The organism is Enterobacter hormaechei subsp. xiangfangensis (assembly GCF_001729785.1).
Lineage (GTDB): Bacteria > Pseudomonadota > Gammaproteobacteria > Enterobacterales > Enterobacteriaceae > Enterobacter > Enterobacter hormaechei_C.
Map to the genome: position 1 here is coordinate 1,563,217 of NZ_CP017183.1, position 18,728 is coordinate 1,581,944.

Annotated in this window: 13 protein-coding genes; 10 read left to right on the forward strand and 3 right to left on the reverse strand. The window is 54.4% G+C overall.

Annotated elements, in window-relative coordinates; all coding sequences use genetic code 11:
* The first annotated feature begins 297 nt into the window (after nt 1–297).
* From lrp to BFV63_RS07410, 10 genes are all read left to right on the forward strand, one after another.
* Entirely contained in the window at nt 298–792 is a 495-nt protein-coding gene (gene lrp / locus BFV63_RS07365; protein ID WP_000228469.1) for a leucine-responsive transcriptional regulator Lrp, read from the forward strand.
* 135 nt (nt 793–927) lie between these two features.
* Nucleotides 928–4,593: a DNA translocase FtsK 4TM domain-containing protein gene (locus tag BFV63_RS07370; protein WP_023324403.1), complete on the forward strand. Its 3,666-nt coding sequence runs from the start codon at nt 928–930 to the stop codon at nt 4,591–4,593.
* 127 nt (nt 4,594–4,720) lie between these two features.
* The gene (lolA, locus tag BFV63_RS07375) at nt 4,721–5,335 is read left to right on the forward strand and encodes an outer membrane lipoprotein periplasmic chaperone LolA (RefSeq protein WP_003858270.1); all 615 of its coding nucleotides are present in this window, start codon (nt 4,721–4,723) and stop codon (nt 5,333–5,335) included.
* A 9-nt stretch (nt 5,336–5,344) separates the two neighbouring features.
* The gene (gene rarA, locus BFV63_RS07380; RefSeq protein ID WP_023324404.1) at nt 5,345–6,688 is read left to right on the forward strand and encodes a replication-associated recombination protein RarA; all 1,344 of its coding nucleotides are present in this window, start codon (nt 5,345–5,347) and stop codon (nt 6,686–6,688) included.
* A gap of 92 nt (nt 6,689–6,780) precedes the next feature.
* Complete coding sequence (gene serS / locus BFV63_RS07385; RefSeq protein WP_003858266.1) at nt 6,781–8,073, forward strand: serine--tRNA ligase; 1,293 nt, start codon at nt 6,781–6,783, stop codon at nt 8,071–8,073.
* 211 nt (nt 8,074–8,284) lie between these two features.
* The gene (gene dmsA, locus BFV63_RS07390; RefSeq protein WP_022650720.1) at nt 8,285–10,729 is read left to right on the forward strand and encodes a dimethylsulfoxide reductase subunit A; all 2,445 of its coding nucleotides are present in this window, start codon (nt 8,285–8,287) and stop codon (nt 10,727–10,729) included.
* Between the two features lie 10 nt (nt 10,730–10,739).
* Entirely contained in the window at nt 10,740–11,357 is a 618-nt protein-coding gene (locus tag BFV63_RS07395; protein WP_017384545.1) for a DMSO/selenate family reductase complex B subunit, read from the forward strand.
* A 1-nt stretch (nt 11,358) separates the two neighbouring features.
* Complete coding sequence (locus BFV63_RS07400; protein ID WP_003858256.1) at nt 11,359–12,222, forward strand: dimethyl sulfoxide reductase anchor subunit family protein; 864 nt, start codon at nt 11,359–11,361, stop codon at nt 12,220–12,222.
* A 274-nt stretch (nt 12,223–12,496) separates the two neighbouring features.
* On the forward strand, nt 12,497–13,645 hold the full coding sequence (locus tag BFV63_RS07405; RefSeq protein ID WP_003858254.1) for an MFS transporter: 1,149 nt from the start codon (nt 12,497–12,499) through the stop codon (nt 13,643–13,645).
* Between the two features lie 123 nt (nt 13,646–13,768).
* Nucleotides 13,769–14,290: an anti-virulence regulator CigR family protein gene (locus BFV63_RS07410; protein WP_048241076.1), complete on the forward strand. Its 522-nt coding sequence runs from the start codon at nt 13,769–13,771 to the stop codon at nt 14,288–14,290.
* A 36-nt stretch (nt 14,291–14,326) separates the two neighbouring features.
* Here the strand turns inward: BFV63_RS07410 and pflA are convergent, their stop codons facing one another.
* From pflA to focA, 3 genes are all read right to left on the reverse strand, one after another.
* Nucleotides 14,327–15,067: a pyruvate formate lyase 1-activating protein gene (gene pflA / locus BFV63_RS07415; RefSeq protein ID WP_003858250.1), complete on the reverse strand. Its 741-nt coding sequence runs from the start codon at nt 15,065–15,067 to the stop codon at nt 14,327–14,329.
* A gap of 203 nt (nt 15,068–15,270) precedes the next feature.
* Nucleotides 15,271–17,553, reverse strand: coding sequence for a formate C-acetyltransferase (gene pflB, locus BFV63_RS07420; RefSeq protein ID WP_023315750.1), 2,283 nt, complete (start codon nt 17,551–17,553; stop codon nt 15,271–15,273).
* A gap of 51 nt (nt 17,554–17,604) precedes the next feature.
* Nucleotides 17,605–18,462, reverse strand: coding sequence for a formate transporter FocA (gene focA, locus BFV63_RS22980; protein ID WP_017384832.1), 858 nt, complete (start codon nt 18,460–18,462; stop codon nt 17,605–17,607).
* Nucleotides 18,463–18,728 lie beyond the last annotated feature (266 nt).

Below are 18,728 nucleotides of genomic sequence, written 5' to 3' on the forward strand. Positions count from 1 at the left end.
TGCGCTTTTGCGAAAACATTCAAGGAAGAAAAAAAGACGCACGAACTGCATGCCGCATAGACATGCACGGAAATGCCATTTTTACCGGGTCAGTGAAATCTACGCATGGTGTGGACAGACGCCATACGTGATGTCTGTGACTGCTTTCGGGCAACGGTCTTCTTACCGCAGAACCCGAATCCACATCGCGTCTAATACATAACCAGGCGATGTGATGAATAACGGGTACAGGCTCTGAACAGTGATGTGCACAGGGTCCAGGCAGGAGTAGGGAAGGAATACAGAGAGACAATAATAATGGTAGATAGCAAGAAGCGCCCTGGCAAAGATCTCGACCGTATCGATCGTAACATTCTTAATGAATTGCAAAAGGATGGGCGTATTTCCAACGTCGAGCTTTCAAAACGTGTGGGACTTTCCCCGACGCCGTGCCTTGAGCGTGTGCGCCGACTGGAAAGACAGGGTTTTATTCAGGGCTATACGGCTCTGCTGAACCCGCATTATCTGGATGCCTCACTTCTGGTATTTGTTGAGATTACTCTGAATCGTGGTGCACCAGATGTGTTTGAGCAATTTAACGCCGCTGTACAAAAACTTGAAGAAATTCAAGAGTGTCATCTGGTTTCCGGTGATTTTGACTACCTGTTAAAAACCCGTGTGCCTGATATGTCCGCCTACCGTAAGCTGCTGGGGGAAACCCTGCTGCGTCTGCCAGGCGTGAACGACACCCGTACTTATGTGGTGATGGAAGAGGTCAAACAGAGCAATCGTCTGGTTATTAAGACGCGCTAACACGGAACAGGTGCAAAATCAGTGTAGTTTGATTACACTCCTGTTAATCCATACAGCAACAGTGCCGGGGAGTCCCGGCGCTGTTGTCCGTTTTAGCACACAGGCAGGACATGCCTGATACCTGGAGAGCCTTTCTTGAGCCAGGAATACACTGAAGACAAAGAAGTCACATTATCTAAGCTAAGCAGCGGACGTCGTCTCCTTGAGGCGTTACTGATTGTTATTGCCCTTTTTGCCGTCTGGCTGATGGCTGCCTTACTCAGTTTCAACCCCTCAGATCCCAGCTGGTCGCAAACCGCATGGCATGAGCCTATCCATAATTTGGGTGGCGTTCCCGGCGCCTGGCTTGCGGACACGCTCTTCTTCATTTTCGGTGTGATGGCCTATACCCTTCCCGTCATCATTATTGGCGGATGCTGGTTTGCCTGGCGTCATCGACAGAACGACGACTACATCGATTATTTTGCCGTTTCGCTGCGCCTGATTGGCGCCCTGGCGCTGATCCTCACCTCCTGCGGACTGGCGGCGATCAATGCCGATGACATCTGGTATTTCGCCTCCGGCGGTGTGATTGGCAGCCTGTTGAGCTCCGCGCTGCAACCGATGCTTCACAGCAGCGGCGGCACGCTGGCGCTGCTCTGCATCTGGGCGGCGGGCCTGACGCTGTTTACCGGCTGGTCCTGGGTGAGCATTGCCGAAAAAATCGGCAGCTTTATTCTGACTCTGCTGACGTTTGCCAGCAATCGTACCCGTCGTGATGATACGTGGGTCGATGAAGACGAATATGAAGATGAATACGAAGAGGAAGACGAGGCACCTGTGCAGCGTCGTGAATCCCGCCGTGCCCGTATTCTGCGCGGTGCTCTGGCACGCCGCCAGCGCGTTGCTGAAAAATTCGCTAACCCGTTAGGCCGTAAAACGGATGCCGCGCTTTTCTCCGGCAAACGTATGGATGAAGACGAGCAGATTGAGTATCGCGGTGCGGCCGTCGATCCTGATGATGTGTTGTTCTCTGGTCATCGAGCTACGCCGGGTGAGTATGACGAATACGATCCGCTGTTGCATGGTCATTCCGTGACTGAACCGGTAGCCGCTGCTGCCGCCGCAACGACGGCTGCGCAGGCCCATGTTGCGCCTGTTGAAGCCGTGATGCCGTCCTCGCCTGTTCCGGCACCGGAGTCCGCGATCCAGCAACCGCAGGTGGACTGGCAGGCTGCGCCAGGCGTCCATACGCCTGAACCGACCATTGCGCCGGAGCCTGAAAGCTATATTCCTGTGCAGCAGGAACAGTGTCAGCAATCGTATCAGCCGTCTGAGCCTGCCAGCGAGCCGCAACAGCCGTATCAGGCTTATACGCCCGAACCCGCTGTGCCTGAACAGCCATATGTTGCGCCGGTGTCTGAACCCGAAGTGGTGGAGGAAGCGAAGCCATCACGTCCGCCATTGTACTATTTTGAAGAAGTGGAAGAGCGCCGTGCCCGTGAGCGCGAGCAGCTTGCCGCCTGGTATCAGCCCGTGCCCGAGCCGGTACAGGAGCCTGTTGCAAAAGCGCCTCCTGTAAGCGTTCCACCTGTAGATCCTACGCCAGCCGTTGCGTCGGGTGCTGAAGCCGTGAAGCAGGCAACGGCAGCCGCTGCCGCGTCCGCTCCGCTATTCAGCCCGGCAACCGACAGCGCCCCGCGCCCTCAGGTTAAAGAGGGCATTGGTCCACAGCTGCCGCGCCCTAACCGCGTGCGCGTGCCGACTCGCCGGGAGCTGGCCTCTTATGGCATTAAACTGCCTTCCCAGCGTATGGCGGAAGAGAAAGCGCGTGGTTCTGACTACGAAGATGATGCCGACGAACTGCATCAGGACGAGCTGGCGCGTCAGTTTGCCGCCCAGCAGAATCAGCGCTACGGCGACGAGTATCAGCACGACGTGCCTTCACACCAGGAGGATGATGATGCGGCTGAAGCGGAGCTGGCGCGCCAGTTTGCCGCTACGCAGCAGCAGCGTTATTCCGGTGAGCAGCCTTCGGGGGCAAACCCGTTCTCGCTGTCGGATTTCGAATTCTCACCAATGAAAGATCTGGTGGATGATGGCCCAAGCGAACCGCTGTTCACGCCGAGCGTGATGCCAGAAGCGGAACCGGTGCGTCAGTCGCCTCCGCCACAGGTTTACGCGCAGCCGCAACAACCGGCGCCACAGGCGTATGCTCAGCCGCAGACGCCTGCCCAACCGCCGCAGCCGCAGTTCCAGCAGCCAGCACCACAGCCGCAGGAAAGCCTGATTCACCCGCTGCTGATGCGTAACGGAGACAGCCGTCCGCTGCAACGACCAAGTACGCCGCTGCCGTCGCTGGATCTGTTAACGCCGCCGCCAGCGGAAGTCGAGCCGGTGGATACCTTTGCCCTTGAACAGATGGCCCGTCTGGTGGAAGCGCGTCTGGCTGACTTCCGTATTAAAGCGGACGTGGTGAACTACTCACCTGGCCCGGTGATCACCCGTTTCGAACTGAATCTGGCGCCAGGCGTAAAAGCGGCACGTATTTCTAACCTGTCCCGTGACCTGGCGCGTTCTCTGTCGACCGTGGCGGTACGCGTGGTGGAGGTGATCCCAGGTAAGCCTTACGTTGGCCTTGAGCTGCCAAACAAGAAACGCCAGACCGTTTATCTGCGTGAAGTTCTGGATAACACCAAATTCCGCGACAACCCGTCCCCGCTGACCGTGGTGCTGGGTAAAGATATCGCCGGCGATCCGGTGGTTGCCGATCTCGCGAAGATGCCGCATCTGCTGGTTGCGGGTACCACCGGCTCCGGTAAATCAGTCGGGGTGAACGCCATGATCCTCAGTATGCTCTACAAAGCGCAGCCTGAAGATGTGCGTTTCATCATGATCGACCCGAAAATGCTTGAACTGTCCGTCTACGAAGGCATTCCGCACCTGTTAACGGAAGTGGTGACCGACATGAAGGACGCCGCCAACGCATTGCGCTGGAGCGTCAATGAAATGGAGCGTCGCTACAAGCTGATGTCGGCGCTGGGCGTGCGTAACCTGGCCGGTTATAACGAGAAAATCGCCGAGGCGGCGCGTATGGGCCGTCCGATTCCGGACCCATACTGGAAGCCGGGTGACAGCATGGATGCCCAGCATCCGGTGCTGGAAAAACTGCCTTACATCGTGGTGCTGGTGGATGAATTTGCCGACCTGATGATGACCGTTGGTAAGAAAGTGGAAGAGCTGATTGCGCGTCTGGCACAGAAAGCGCGTGCGGCGGGCATCCACCTGGTACTGGCAACGCAGCGTCCGTCCGTAGACGTTATCACCGGTCTTATTAAGGCAAACATCCCGACCCGTATCGCGTTTACCGTGTCGAGTAAAATTGACTCGCGTACTATCCTTGACCAGGGCGGTGCAGAGTCGCTGCTGGGAATGGGTGATATGCTCTATTCCGGCCCGAACTCCACCTCGCCGGTGCGTGTCCACGGTGCGTTTGTTCGCGACCAGGAAGTGCATGCGGTGGTACAGGACTGGAAAGCGCGCGGGCGGCCGCAATACGTTGACGGCATCACCTCCGACAGTGAAAGCGAAGGTGGCGGCGGTGGTTTTGACGGCGGCGAAGAACTGGATCCGTTATTTGACCAGGCGGTTAATTTCGTCACCGAAAAACGTAAGGCGTCTATCTCCGGCGTCCAGCGCCAGTTCCGTATCGGCTACAACCGCGCGGCGCGTATTATCGAGCAGATGGAAGCCCAGGGTATTGTGAGCGAACAGGGGCATAACGGTAACCGAGAGGTGCTGGCACCACCGCCTTTTGATTAACCTTCAGCGATTGCAAAGAAGGGTAAATCAGCAAAAATTAAGCATATTCTTCTGTCGCCTGCCTTCGGGCAGGTCCAGAATAGAAACGGAACCCCCATATCGGGAAGACGTATTTTAAGGAATAACAATGAAAAAAATCGCCATCGCCTGTGCATTACTCTCCAGTTTTGTTGCCAGCAGCGTCTGGGCTGATGCAGCCAGCGACCTTAAAAGCCGACTGGATAAAGTGAGCAGCTTCCACGCCAGCTTCACGCAAAAAGTGACTGACGGCAGCGGCAACGCGGTGCAGGAAGGTCAGGGGGATTTGTGGGTGAAACGCCCGAATCTCTTCAACTGGCACATGACCCAGCCTGATGAAAGCGTGCTGGTGTCCGACGGGAAAACCTTGTGGTTCTACAACCCGTTTGTTGAGCAGGCGACCGCCACCTGGCTGAAAGACGCGACCAGCAATACGCCGTTTATGCTCATTGCCCGTAACCAGTCCAGCGACTGGCAGCAGTACAACATCAAACAAAACGGTGATGAGTTCGTCCTGACGCCAAAAGGCAGCAACGGTAATCTGAAGCAGTTCACGATTAACGTGAGCAGCAACGGTACCATCAATCAGTTCGGCGCGGTTGAGCAGGACGATCAGCGCAGTAGCTATCAGCTTAAGTCTCAGCAAAACGGCGCTGTAGATGCTTCGAAATTCACCTTTACCCCGCCGCAGGGCGTAACGGTGGATGACCAACGTAATAAGTAAGAGGCATGAGTGAGCAACCTGTCGCTCGATTTTTCAGATAATGCGTTTCAACCTCTGGCCGCCCGTATGCGGCCAGAAAATTTAGCGCAGTACATCGGCCAGCAACACCTGCTGGCTGCGGGGAAACCCTTGCCGCGCGCTATTGAGGCGGGGCATCTGCACTCCATGATCCTCTGGGGGCCACCCGGCACCGGCAAAACCACCCTCGCTGAAGTGATCGCCCGCTATGCTAACGCGGACGTTGAGCGCATCTCGGCGGTTACCTCCGGCGTGAAGGAGATCCGCGAGGCGATCGAGCGCGCACGGCAAAACCGTAATGCCGGGCGCCGCACCATTCTGTTTGTTGATGAAGTCCACCGTTTCAACAAGAGCCAGCAGGATGCGTTTCTGCCGCACATTGAAGACGGCACGATTTTCTTCATCGGCGCAACCACGGAAAACCCGTCGTTTGAACTCAACTCCGCGCTGCTTTCCCGCGCCCGCGTTTACCTGCTTAAATCCCTGACCACAGAGGATATCGTAAAGGTTCTGACCCAGGCGATGGAGGACAAAGCGCGGGGTTACGGCGGACAGGATATCGTTCTGCCGGACGAGACGCGTCGTGCGATCGCTGAACTGGTCAACGGCGATGCGCGTCGGGCACTGAATACGCTGGAAATGATGGCCGATATGGCCGAAGTGGACGATGCGGGCAAGCGCGTATTGAAGCCTGAACTGCTCACCGAAATTGCCGGTGAACGCAGTGCGCGCTTCGATAATAAAGGCGACCGTTTCTACGACCTTATCTCTGCGTTACATAAATCCGTGCGCGGCAGCGCGCCGGATGCGGCACTCTACTGGTATGCGCGTATCATTACCGCCGGTGGCGATCCGTTATATGTCGCGCGTCGCTGCCTGGCCATTGCGTCAGAAGATGTCGGTAATGCCGATCCACGCGCCATGCAGGTCGCTATTTCCGCCTGGGACTGCTTTACCCGCGTCGGACCCGCGGAAGGTGAGCGTGCCATTGCGCAGGCAATTGTCTATCTGGCCTGCGCGCCGAAAAGCAATGCAGTGTATACCGCCTTTAAAGCGGCGATGTCGGATGCACGTGAACGTCCGGATTACGACGTTCCGGTACACCTTCGCAATGCCCCTACAAAGCTGATGAAAGAAATGGGTTACGGGCAGGAGTATCGCTACGCCCATGATGAACCCAATGCCTACGCCGCCGGGGAGGAGTATTTCCCGCAGGAGATGGCACAAACCCGCTATTATCACCCTACAAACAGAGGTCTTGAGGGTAAGATTGGCGAAAAGCTCGCCTGGCTTGCCGGACAGGATCAAAATAGCCCTATAAAACGCTACCGTTAGTTCAATCGTTGCGGTAATGTTGGCAATATATCTCTGTGGCCGCAGGCTGTGGTCACTTTTTCCTTTTTTAATTCGATAAGCACAGGATAAGCATGCTCGATCCCAATCTGCTGCGTAATGAGCCAGACGCAGTCGCTGAAAAACTGGCACGCCGGGGCTTTAAGCTGGATGTAGATAAGCTGCGCGCTCTTGAAGAGCGTCGTAAAGTTTTGCAGGTACAAACTGAAAATCTGCAAGCAGAGCGTAATTCTCGATCGAAATCCATTGGCCAGGCGAAAGCGCGCGGGGAAGATATTGAGCCATTACGCCTGGAAGTGAACAAACTGGGTGAAGAGCTGGATCAGGCGAAAGCTGAACTGGACGTTCTTCAGGCTGAAATTCGCGATATTGCTCTGGCGATCCCGAACATTCCTGACGACAGCGTGCCTGTCGGCAAAGACGAAAACGACAACGTTGAAGTGAAACGCTGGGGTACGCCTCGCGAGTTTGACTTCGAAGTGCGCGATCACGTGACGCTGGGCGAAATGCACGCGGGCCTGGACTTTGCGGCAGCGGTTAAGCTGACCGGTTCTCGCTTCGTGGTAATGAAAGGGCAAATTGCTCACCTGCACCGCGCGCTGGCGCAGTTCATGCTGGATCTGCACACCGAGCAGCACGGCTACAGCGAAACCTACGTTCCGTATCTGGTTAACCACGATACGCTGTACGGTACAGGCCAGCTGCCGAAATTTGCCGGCGATCTGTTCCATACCCGTCCGCTGGACGAGGAAGCTGACAGCAGCAACTACGCGCTGATCCCAACTGCGGAAGTGCCGCTGACCAACCTCGTGCGTGATGAGATCATCGACGAAGACGATCTGCCAATCAAACTGACTGCGCACTCTCCATGTTTCCGTTCTGAAGCCGGTTCTTACGGTCGCGATACGCGCGGTCTGATCCGTATGCACCAGTTCGATAAAGTTGAGATGGTGCAGATCGTTCGTCCGGAAGAGTCTATGGACGCGCTGGAAGAGATGACCGGCCACGCGGAAAAAGTGCTGGAGCTGCTGGGTCTACCATACCGTCGTATGGCGCTGTGCACCGGCGACATGGGCTTCGGTGCCTGCAAAACCTTCGACCTTGAAGTCTGGGTGCCTGCGCAGAACACCTACCGTGAAATCTCCTCCTGCTCCAACGTCTGGGATTTCCAGGCGCGTCGTATGCAGGCGCGTTGCCGCAGCAAATCTGACAAGAAAACCCGTCTGGTTCATACCCTGAACGGTTCTGGTCTGGCAGTAGGCCGTACGCTGGTTGCTGTGCTGGAAAACTACCAGCAGGCTGACGGGCGCATTGAGATCCCTGAAGTGCTGCGCCCTTACATGAAAGGCCAGCAGTTCATCGGATAATTATTTGCTCTAAGACAAAAAAGCGCCTCAGGGCGCTTTTTTTATGCCTCTGATTTGATACGAAGCAATAACCCCTCCCTCTAAAGTAGTAATACTCCTCCGAACGAAAGTCAGCATAAAACACCAATAACGTTGTAATTCGTTATAAATAAAACTACATAGCGGTTTGCGCCGCCTCTCTTTTCTTTGTGAGCAACCAAAGTGAGTCTTTATGAAAATCAAAGCGCCTGAAGCGTTAATGGCTGCCGAGGTCACTCGCCGTGGGTTGATGAAAACCACGGCAATAGGTGGTCTGGCGGTTGCCAGCAGCGCCTTTACGCTCCCCTTTACCCGACTGGCGTCGGCGGCGGAGGCTCTGTCTCCCGCTTCAGCCCCGGAAAAAGTGGTGTGGAGTGCCTGTACCGTTAACTGCGGTAGCCGCTGCCCACTGCGTATGCACGTGGTGGACGGTGAAATCAAATATGTCGAAACCGACAATACCGGCGATGATAACTACGAAGGGTTACATCAGGTTCGTGCCTGTCTGCGTGGTCGCTCAATGCGCCGTCGCGTATATAACCCGGATCGTCTGAAATACCCAATGAAGCGCGTCGGTAAGCGTGGGGAAGGGAAGTTCGAGCGCATTAGCTGGGACGAAGCCTACGATATTATCGCGACCAACATGCAGCGCCTGATCAAAGAGTACGGCAACGAATCTATCTACCTCAACTACGGCACCGGGACGCTTGGCGGCACCATGACCCGTTCCTGGCCGCCGGGTAAAACGCTGGTGGCGCGCCTGATGAACTGCTGCGGCGGCTATCTCAATCATTACGGCGACTACTCTTCCGCACAGATTGCCGCGGGCCTGAACTATACCTACGGCGGCTGGGCAGACGGCAACAGCCCGTCGGATATCGAGAACAGTAAACTGGTGGTGTTGTTCGGCAACAACCCAGGCGAAACGCGCATGAGCGGCGGCGGGGTAACCTATTACCTTGAGCAGGCGCGCGCCAAATCCAACGCACGAATGATCATCGTCGATCCGCGCTACACCGATACCGGCGCAGGGCGTGAAGACGAGTGGATCCCCATCCGCCCTGGTACCGACGCGGCGCTGGTCAATGCGCTGGCGTATGTGATGATTACTGAAAACCTCGTCGACCAGCCGTTCCTGGATAAATACTGCGTCGGTTACGACGAGAAGACGCTGCCAGCCAGCGCACCGGCTAACGGGCACTATAAAGCCTATATTCTTGGCCAGGGCAGCGACGGCGTGGCGAAAACCCCGGAGTGGGCATCCACTATCACCGGCATTCCTGTCGAACGTATTGTTCAGCTGGCACGTGAAATTGGTTCAACCAAACCGGCTTATATCAGCCAGGGCTGGGGACCTCAGCGCCACGCGAATGGCGAAATTGCCACCCGCGCTATTTCTATGCTCTCGATTCTGACTGGCAACGTCGGTATTCACGGCGGTAATAGCGGGGCGCGTGAAGGCTCGTATGAAGTACCGTTTGAACGTATGCCAACGCTGGATAACCCGGTTCAGACCAGCATCTCCATGTTTATGTGGACAGACGCGATCGAGCGCGGCCCGGAAATGACCGCGCTGCGCGACGGTGTTCGGGGCAAAGATAAGCTGGACGTGCCGATCAAAATGATCTGGAACTATGCCGGTAACTGCCTGATCAACCAGCACTCAGAGATCAACCGCACCCATGAAATTTTGCAGGACGATAAGAAGTGCGAAATGATTGTGGTGATCGACTGCCACATGACCTCATCGGCAAAGTATGCCGATATTCTGCTTCCAGACTGCACCGCGTCTGAGCAGATGGATTTCGCGCTGGATGCCTCCTGCGGCAACATGTCCTATGTGATCTTCACTGACCAGGCCATCAAACCGCGCTTCGAGTGCAAAACCATCTATGAGATGACTTCCGAGCTGGCGAAACGTCTTGGCGTTGAGCAGCAGTTCACTGAAGGACGTACTCAGGAAGGGTGGATGCGCCATCTGCACGAGCTTTCCCGCAAAGCCATTCCTGACCTGCCGGACTTCGATACCTTCCGCAAGCAGGGCATGTACAAGCAGCGCGATCCGGAAGGGCATCACGTGGCGTATAAAGCCTTCCGCGACGATCCGCAGGCCAATCCGCTGACCACGCCGTCGGGCAAAATCGAGATCTACTCCGAAGAGCTGGCAAAAATTGCCGCAACGTGGGAATTGCCGGAAGGGGACGTTATCGATCCGCTGCCGATTTATACGCCAGGCTTCGAAAACTACAACGATCCGCTGACGGAGAAATTCCCGCTTCAGTTGACCGGTTTCCACTACAAAGCGCGTGTTCACTCCACCTACGGCAACGTTGACGTACTGAAAGCGGCCTGCCGACAGGAGATGTGGATCAACCCGATGGATGCGAAAGCCCGCGGCATCAGTAATGGCGATCGCGTACGTATCTTCAACGGACGTGGCGAAGTGCATATCGAAGCTAAAGTGACTCCGCGTATGATGCCTGGCGTTGTCGCGCTGGGGGAAGGGGCCTGGTATAACCCGGATGCGAACCGTATCGATCAGGCGGGCTGCATCAACGTTCTCACTACGCAGCGTCCATCGCCGCTGGCGAAGGGCAACCCATCCCACACAAACCTCGTTCAGGTTGAAAAGGCGTAAGGAGTAACCGATGACAACCCAGTATGGATTTTTTATTGATTCCAGCCGCTGCACCGGGTGCAAAACCTGCGAGCTGGCCTGCAAGGATTACAAAGATCTGACCCCGGACGTTAGCTTCCGTCGTATTTATGAATACGCGGGCGGCGACTGGCAGGAGGATAACGGCGTCTGGCATCAGAATGTCTTCGCCTATTACCTGTCGATTGCCTGCAACCACTGCGAAGATCCGGCCTGCACCAAGGTCTGCCCGAGCGGGGCAATGCACAAGCGTGACGACGGTTTTGTGGTGGTGGACGAGGATGTCTGCATCGGCTGTCGCTACTGCCACATGGCCTGCCCGTACGGCGCGCCGCAGTACAATGCCGCCAAAGGCCACATGACCAAGTGCGACGGCTGCCACAGCCGGGTGGCGGACGGCAAAAAGCCCATCTGCGTCGAATCCTGCCCGCTGCGCGCGCTGGACTTTGGCCCGATTGAGGAGCTGCGCAAAAAACACGGCCAGCTTGCTGCCGTCGCGCCGCTGCCGTCTGCGCACTTCACAAAGCCGAGTATTGTGATTAAACCTAACGCCAACAGCCGTCCGACGGGGGACACCACCGGCTACCTGGCAAACCCGAAGGAGGTGTGAGATGGGAAGTGGATGGCATGAATGGCCGCTGATGATCTTCACGGTCTTTGGGCAGTGCGTGGCGGGCGGGTTTATCGTTCTTGCGCTGGCGCTGTTAAAAGGGAACCTCAATACTGAACAGCAGCAGCGTTTAGTGTTAAGCATGTTTGGCCTGTGGGTGTTGATGGGCATTGGGTTTATCGCCTCTACGCTGCACCTGGGCTCACCGATGCGCGCGTTTAACTCCCTGAACCGCGTAGGTGCCTCTTCGCTGAGTAACGAGATTGCCAGCGGTGCAATCTTCTTTGCCGTTGGCGGGCTGGGGTGGTTACTGGCAGCGGTGAAAAAGCTGCCGTCAGGGTTACGCGCGTTGTGGCTCATCGTCACCATGGTACTGGGCGTTGTCTTCGTCTGGATGATGGTCAGGGTGTACAACACCATTGATACGGTTCCAACCTGGTACAGCGTCTGGACGCCGATGAGCTTCTTCCTGACCATGTTTATTGGCGGGCCGCTGCTGGGTTATCTGCTGCTGCGCGTGGCTGGCATTAATGGTTGGGCGATGCGCCTGCTGCCCGCGGTCTCGCTGTTGGCGCTGGTAATCAGTACCGTTGTCGCGCTCATGCAGGGAGCGGAGCTGGCGACCATTCACAGCTCTATCCAGCAGGCTTCGGCGCTGGTGCCGGATTACGGTTCGCTGATGGCCTGGCGTGTGGTGCTGCTGACGGCTGCGCTGGTGTGCTGGATTGCCCCTCAGCTTAAAGGTTACTCGCCTGCGCTGCCGTTACTGTCCCTGGCCTTTGTGCTGGTGCTGGCAGGGGAGTTAATTGGTCGCGGCGTATTTTACGGTCTGCATATGACGGTCGGTCTGGCTATCGCCAGCTAATTTTAGATTTTGTTATAAAAAGCCGGGACATAGCGCCCGGCTTTTCTTTTTTCATTCATGAAATTTTTCGACTGATGTTTCGTTGTAAAAATTCCCGGAAATAAATAAAAACAAATAGATAATTAATATCAGTAGCAGGCTTTGCATTAGCAGGATGAGTTTTTTAAATCGACAAGGCGCATAACGTGCGTGACGCCTGAATCGGTGGATTGACTTTGTTTTTGCCAGTGGCATGATGCGCACGAAATCTGAACTTCCTCACGGTTTTTAATCCATGACCACCTATACCCGCCCGGTGCTTTTGTTGCTCTGTGGCCTGCTTTTGCTGACCCTGGCGATCGCGGTGTTAAACACACTCGTCCCGCTATGGCTCGCCCATGAAAACTTACCGACCTGGCAGGTGGGTATGGTTAGCTCGTCCTTTTTTACGGGCAATCTGCTGGGCACCTTATTAACGGGCAGCCTTATTAAGCGCTTTGGTTTTAACCGCAGTTATTATCTGGCGTCGCTGATCTTTGCCGTCGGCTGCGCCGGTTTAGGCCTTATGGTCGGCTTCTGGAGCTGGATGGTCTGGCGCTTTATTGCGGGCGTCGGCTGCGCCATGATCTGGGTGGTGGTTGAAAGCGCGCTGATGTGCAGCGGCACGTCCCGTAATCGCGGGCGTCTGCTGGCGGCCTATATGATGGTTTACTATGTCGGTACCGTTCTGGGACAGCTGATGGTCAGCAAACTGCCAACTGACCTGATGAGCGTGCTGCCGTGGGTGACGGGCATGGTGCTGGCGGCGATCCTGCCGCTGCTCTTTACCCGTATTGTGAATCAAAACAGCGAACATCAGGAAGCCACCCACGTCTGGCCGATGCTGAGACTGCGCCAGGCGCGTCTGGGGGTTAACGGCTGCATTATTTCCGGGATTGTGCTGGGCTCGCTCTATGGCCTGATGCCGCTCTATCTTAACCATCAGGGCGTCAGTGATTCCGGGATCGGTTTCTGGATGGCGGTGATGGTCAGCGCGGGGATTGTCGGCCAGTGGCCGATTGGCCGCCTGGCGGACCGCTTTGGTCGTCTGCTGGTGCTGCGCGTTCAGGTCTTCGTGGTCATCATGGGCTGTCTCGCCATGCTCAGCAACGCCGCGATGGCGCCCGCGCTGTTCATTCTGGGGGCTGCGGGCTTTACGCTCTATCCGGTCGCGATGGCGTGGGCCTGTGAGAAAGTTGAGCATCACCAGCTGGTGGCTATGAACCAGGCTTTGTTGCTGAGTTACACCATCGGCAGTTTACTGGGGCCGACTTTTACCGCTATGCTCATGCAAAATTATTCTGATAATCTGCTGTTTATCATGATCGCCAGCGTGTCGTTTATTTATCTGCTAATGCTGCTGCGCAAAGTGGGCGAACATCCAACGCCAGTGGCCCATGCCTGATTTATTAAAAGCCTGTCGATGACAGGCTTTTTTGTCCCTGTCACATATAAGACTTTTACTGATTGTGAGTTTTTACTGCCTGGCGATAATTCCAATGAGTTCTCCCACTAAAAGGCAGCCATCATGTCTACTCGTCGTTTTTCCACTACCGCACTTGCCGTAGTGTTGGCTTTAACGTTTGCAACGGCTCCGGCCATGGCTAATCCTGGAAACGGGAATGGCGGTGGTCACGGAAACGGTGGCGGACAAGGTAATAGCGGCAATCATGGTAACGGGAACTCTGGTAACCATGGTAATAAGCACAATAACGGTCAGGATAACCCTGGGAAATCGGATAAGAGCTTTAAAAACAGCAAAGATGTCGGTAATGATGTGGATGCTCGCGTAAGCTTCGATCATGCCCGCCATCTGGCCCTGAATTACGGCTTAACGGGCTACGACTCTCTGCCTCCGGGTATTGCGAAAAACCTGGCGCGCGGTAAGCCACTGCCTCCGGGCATTGCGAAGAAAACCGTGCCAGCCGATATGCTGGGTCAGCTTCCTTCCTATCCGGGCTATGAATGGAGCGTGGTAGGTGACGACCTGGTCTTAATTGCGCTGAGTACAGCGATTGTGACTTCCGTTATTAACGGCGTCTTTAAATAGAATATAAAAAGGCCCGATTTTCACCGGGCCTTTTCGTTAATACATGACCTTGTGGCCATACTGCTCAAGAATACCTTTGACGCGCTCCATCGTCTCTTTTTTTGGCGGCTTCACGCCATCGAGCTTGTACTCTTCACCCATCGCCACCCATTTATGTTTACCCAGCTCGTGATAGGGCAGGAGTTCGATTTTCTCCACGTTACCCATATCCCGGGTAAATTCACCCAGACGATGTGCAGAGTCATCATCATCTGACCAGCCCGGCACCACCACGTAGCGGATCCAGGTCTTGACGCCTTTGTTGGCAATGTATTTGGCAAATTCCAGGGTACGGTGGTTCGAGACGCCAACCAGATTCTGGTGGATCTCATCGTTCATCTGCTTGAGATCGAGCATGACCAGATCGGTCACTTCAAGCAGTTCATCAATAACCGGATCGTAACGGCGCACAAAGCCGTTGGTGTCGAGGCAGGTATGAATGCCTTCTTTGTGGCAGGCGCGGAACCAGTCGCGCACAAATTCAGCCTGAAGAATGGCTTCACCGCCGGATGCCGTCACGCCACCACCGGACGCGTTCATGAAGTGGCGATAGGTCACCACCTCTTTCATCAGATCTTCTACGGTGACTTCTTTACCGCCATGGGTGTCCCAGGTGTCACGGTTATGGCAGTACAGGCAGCGCATCAGGCAGCCCTGGAAGAAAGTGATAAAGCGGATCCCCGGGCCATCGACGGTGCCACAGGATTCAAAGGAGTGAATGCGACCAATAATTGACATTGCGGTGATATCTCCGAATTTGGCCCATCCGGGGGCCTATGTAGATGCACAGCTCAAAGGCTATGTCGAGTCTGTTTTGGCTGTTATCCATTAAGTATAGATAGCGGACAAAAGAGACTGATGAAGCGAGGGTGTTAAAAAGGCCCCACTTGCGTGGAGCCTTTATTGTACGCTTTTTAACGCGTGATTTCAGTCAATTCCACTTACATGGACTGAGTGAAAGTACGGGTAATAACGTCCTGCTGCTGTTCTTTCGTCAGGGAGTTAAAACGTACTGCGTAGCCAGATACGCGGATGGTCAGCTGAGGATATTTCTCAGGGTGTTCCATCGCATCGAGCAGCATTTCACGGTTCATCACGTTCACGTTCAGGTGCTGACCACCTTCGATGGACGCTTCGTGGTGGAAGTAACCATCCATCAGACCCGCGAGGTTAGTTTTACGCACTTCGTCGTCTTTACCCAGCGCGTTTGGCACGATAGAGAAGGTGTAAGAGATACCATCTTTCGCGTAAGCAAACGGCAGTTTAGCAACGGAGGTCAGAGAGGCAACCGCACCTTTCTGGTCACGACCGTGCATTGGGTTAGCACCTGGGCCGAATGGCGCGCCAGCACGACGACCGTCTGGGGTGTTACCGGTTTTCTTACCATACACAACGTTAGAGGTGATGGTCAGAACAGACTGAGTCGGGATAGCGTTACGATAGGTAGTGAGTTTCTGAATTTTCTTCATGAAACGTTCTACCAGGTCAACCGCCATGTCATCAACGCGAGCGTCGTTGTTACCAAACTGCGGATATTCGCCTTCGATTTCGAAGTCGATAGCCAGACCATCTTCGTCACGAATTGGTTTAACTTTCGCATATTTGATTGCAGACAGGGAGTCAGCCGCAACGGACAGACCTGCGATACCACATGCCATGGTGCGAATGACGTCACGGTCATGCAGCGCCATCAGAGAGGCTTCGTAGCTGTACTTGTCGTGCATGTAGTGGATAACATTCAGCGCGGTCACGTACTGTTTAGCCAGCCAGTCCATGAAGTGATCCATGCGATCCATGACTTCGTCATAGTTCAGCACGTCGCCTTTGATCGGTTCAGACTTAGGACCAACCTGCATTTTCAGTTTTTCATCAACGCCGCCGTTGATTGCGTACAGCATGGTTTTCGCCAGGTTTGCACGCGCACCGAAGAACTGCATTTGCTTACCAACAACCATTGGACTTACGCAGCAAGCGATAGCGTAGTCATCGTTGTTGAAGTCAGGACGCATCAGGTCATCGTTCTCATATTGCAGAGAGGAGGTGTCGATGGACACTTTAGCGGCGAATTTCTTGAAGTTCAGAGGCAGTTTTTCAGACCACAGAACGGTGATGTTCGGCTCCGGAGAAGGACCCATGGTGTACAGGGTGTTCAGGAAACGGAAGCTGTTTTTGGTTACCAGAGTACGGCCATCTACGCCCATACCGCCGATAGATTCGGTTGCCCAGATTGGGTCACCAGAGAACAGCTCATCATATTCTGGGGTACGCAGGAAGCGAACCATACGCAGTTTCATGACCAGGTGGTCAATCATTTCCTGAGCGTCTTGTTCGGTGATTTTGCCTGCTTTCAGGTCACGTTCGATGTACGCATCCAGGAAGGTGGATACGCGGCCGAAGGACATTGCTGCACCGTTCTGAGACTTAACTGCGGCCAGGTAGCCGAAGTAGGTCCACTGGATAGCTTCCTGAGCGTTGGTAGCAGGACCAGAGATATCGCAGCCGTATTTAGCCGCCATCTCTTTGATCTGACCCAGCGCACGGTGCTGTTCAGCGATCTCTTCACGCAGACGGATAGTCGCTTCCAGGTTTACGCCGTTTTCCAGGTCAGACTGGAGAGAGACGAACTGCGCGTATTTGTCTTTCATCAGGAAGTCGATACCGTACAGCGCAACGCGACGGTAGTCACCGATGATACGGCCACGGCCATAGGCATCTGGCAGACCGGTCAGAACGCCAGATTTACGACAGTTCAGAATGTCTTTGGTGTAAACATCGAATACGCCCTGGTTATGGGTTTTGCGGTATTCGGTGAAGATTTTTTTCAGCATTGGGTCCAGCTCGCGATTATACGCTTTGCAGGAACCTTCAACCATTTTGATACCACCGAACGGGATGATTGCGCGTTTCAGTGGTGCTTCAGTTTGCAGACCAACAATTTTCTCAAGGGCTTTATTGATGTAGCCAGCATCGTGAGAAGTGATGGTAGAAGCAACGGAGGTGTCAAAATCAACTGGCGCGTGAGTGCGGTTTTCCAGTTTAACGCCTTCCATTACGCTGTCCCACAGCTTGGTGGTTGCGTCAGTCGCACCAGCCAGGAAGGATTCGTCACCTTCATACGGGGTATAGTTTTTCTGAATAAAGTCACGGACGTTGACTTCATTCTGCCAGTCACCTTTCGTAAAACCTTCCCAGGCTGTGGCTAACTTTTCATTAAGCTCGGACATGTAACACCTACCTTCTTAAGTGGATTTTTTATTTACTGCCTGAGACAACCATTAATGATGATCGCCGCCACGCAGGTAAATGACCCAGTATGTCAACCCAACTAACAGACCCCCACCGATAATGTTCCCGATAGTGACGGGGATCAGGTTATCAGTAATGAAGTTCATAATCGTCAGGTGTGAAAAACTTTCCGGGGTTGAACCTACAGCAGTCCAGAACTCCGGGCTTGCAAAGTTGCGGATAACAATCCCCATCGGGATCATGAACATATTCGCAATACTGTGCTCAAAGCCGCTGGCAACAAACATCGCAACCGGCAGAACCATAATCATGGCTTTATCCATCAGGCTACGACCAGAGTAGCTCATCCAGACCGCCAGGCAGACCATCAGGTTTGCGAGGATGCCGAGAGCAACGGCTTCGATAAATGTATGGTGCATTTTGTGGTCGGCGGTTTGCAGGACGTTAAGCCCCCAGCCGCCGTTGGCGGTCATATACTCGCCAGAGAGCCACATCAACAGAACAAAGAGCAGACAGCCAATCAGGTTGCCAACGTAAACGTTGAGCCAGTTGCGCCCCAGTTGACCCCAGGTAATTCTTCCGCTGGCTTTTGCCACAACAATCAGCACCGTTGAGGTGAAGAGGTCGGCGCCGCAGATGACGCAGAGAATCAGGCCCAGTGAGAAGCAAATACCACCAATCAGTTTCGCTATGCCGAAAGGCATCCCGGCCGTGCCGGTGGTGGCTGTGATATAGAAGACGAAAGCGATGGAGATGAACACCCCAGCCGTAATGGCCAGAAAGAACGTCGTCATCGGATGTTTCGTGGCTTTGTAGACACCCGCTTCTTCGGCAACTTTCGCCATCGCAGCGGGGAGTAATAGATCAAAAGGGTTGTCAGCTTTCACACTAACTCTCTCTTTATTAAGTCGGCGACGAGATACTAACAAAGCATTATAGAAGAGAAATTGATATAGATCATATCTCGCCTGGCTTATAGGCCCGCAGTGTGTATGGTTTTACAGCAAAAGCGGAGTAAGTATTTGATTATCCGTATAAAAATAAATTTTAAAAGTTATGAAAAGAGTTGAATTTTTTCCTTCAGCCTCCCATGGAACAGTTAATTAAAATGGAGTATTTATTATAATTAGTAACAGTAAAGCTCAGGTAAGCG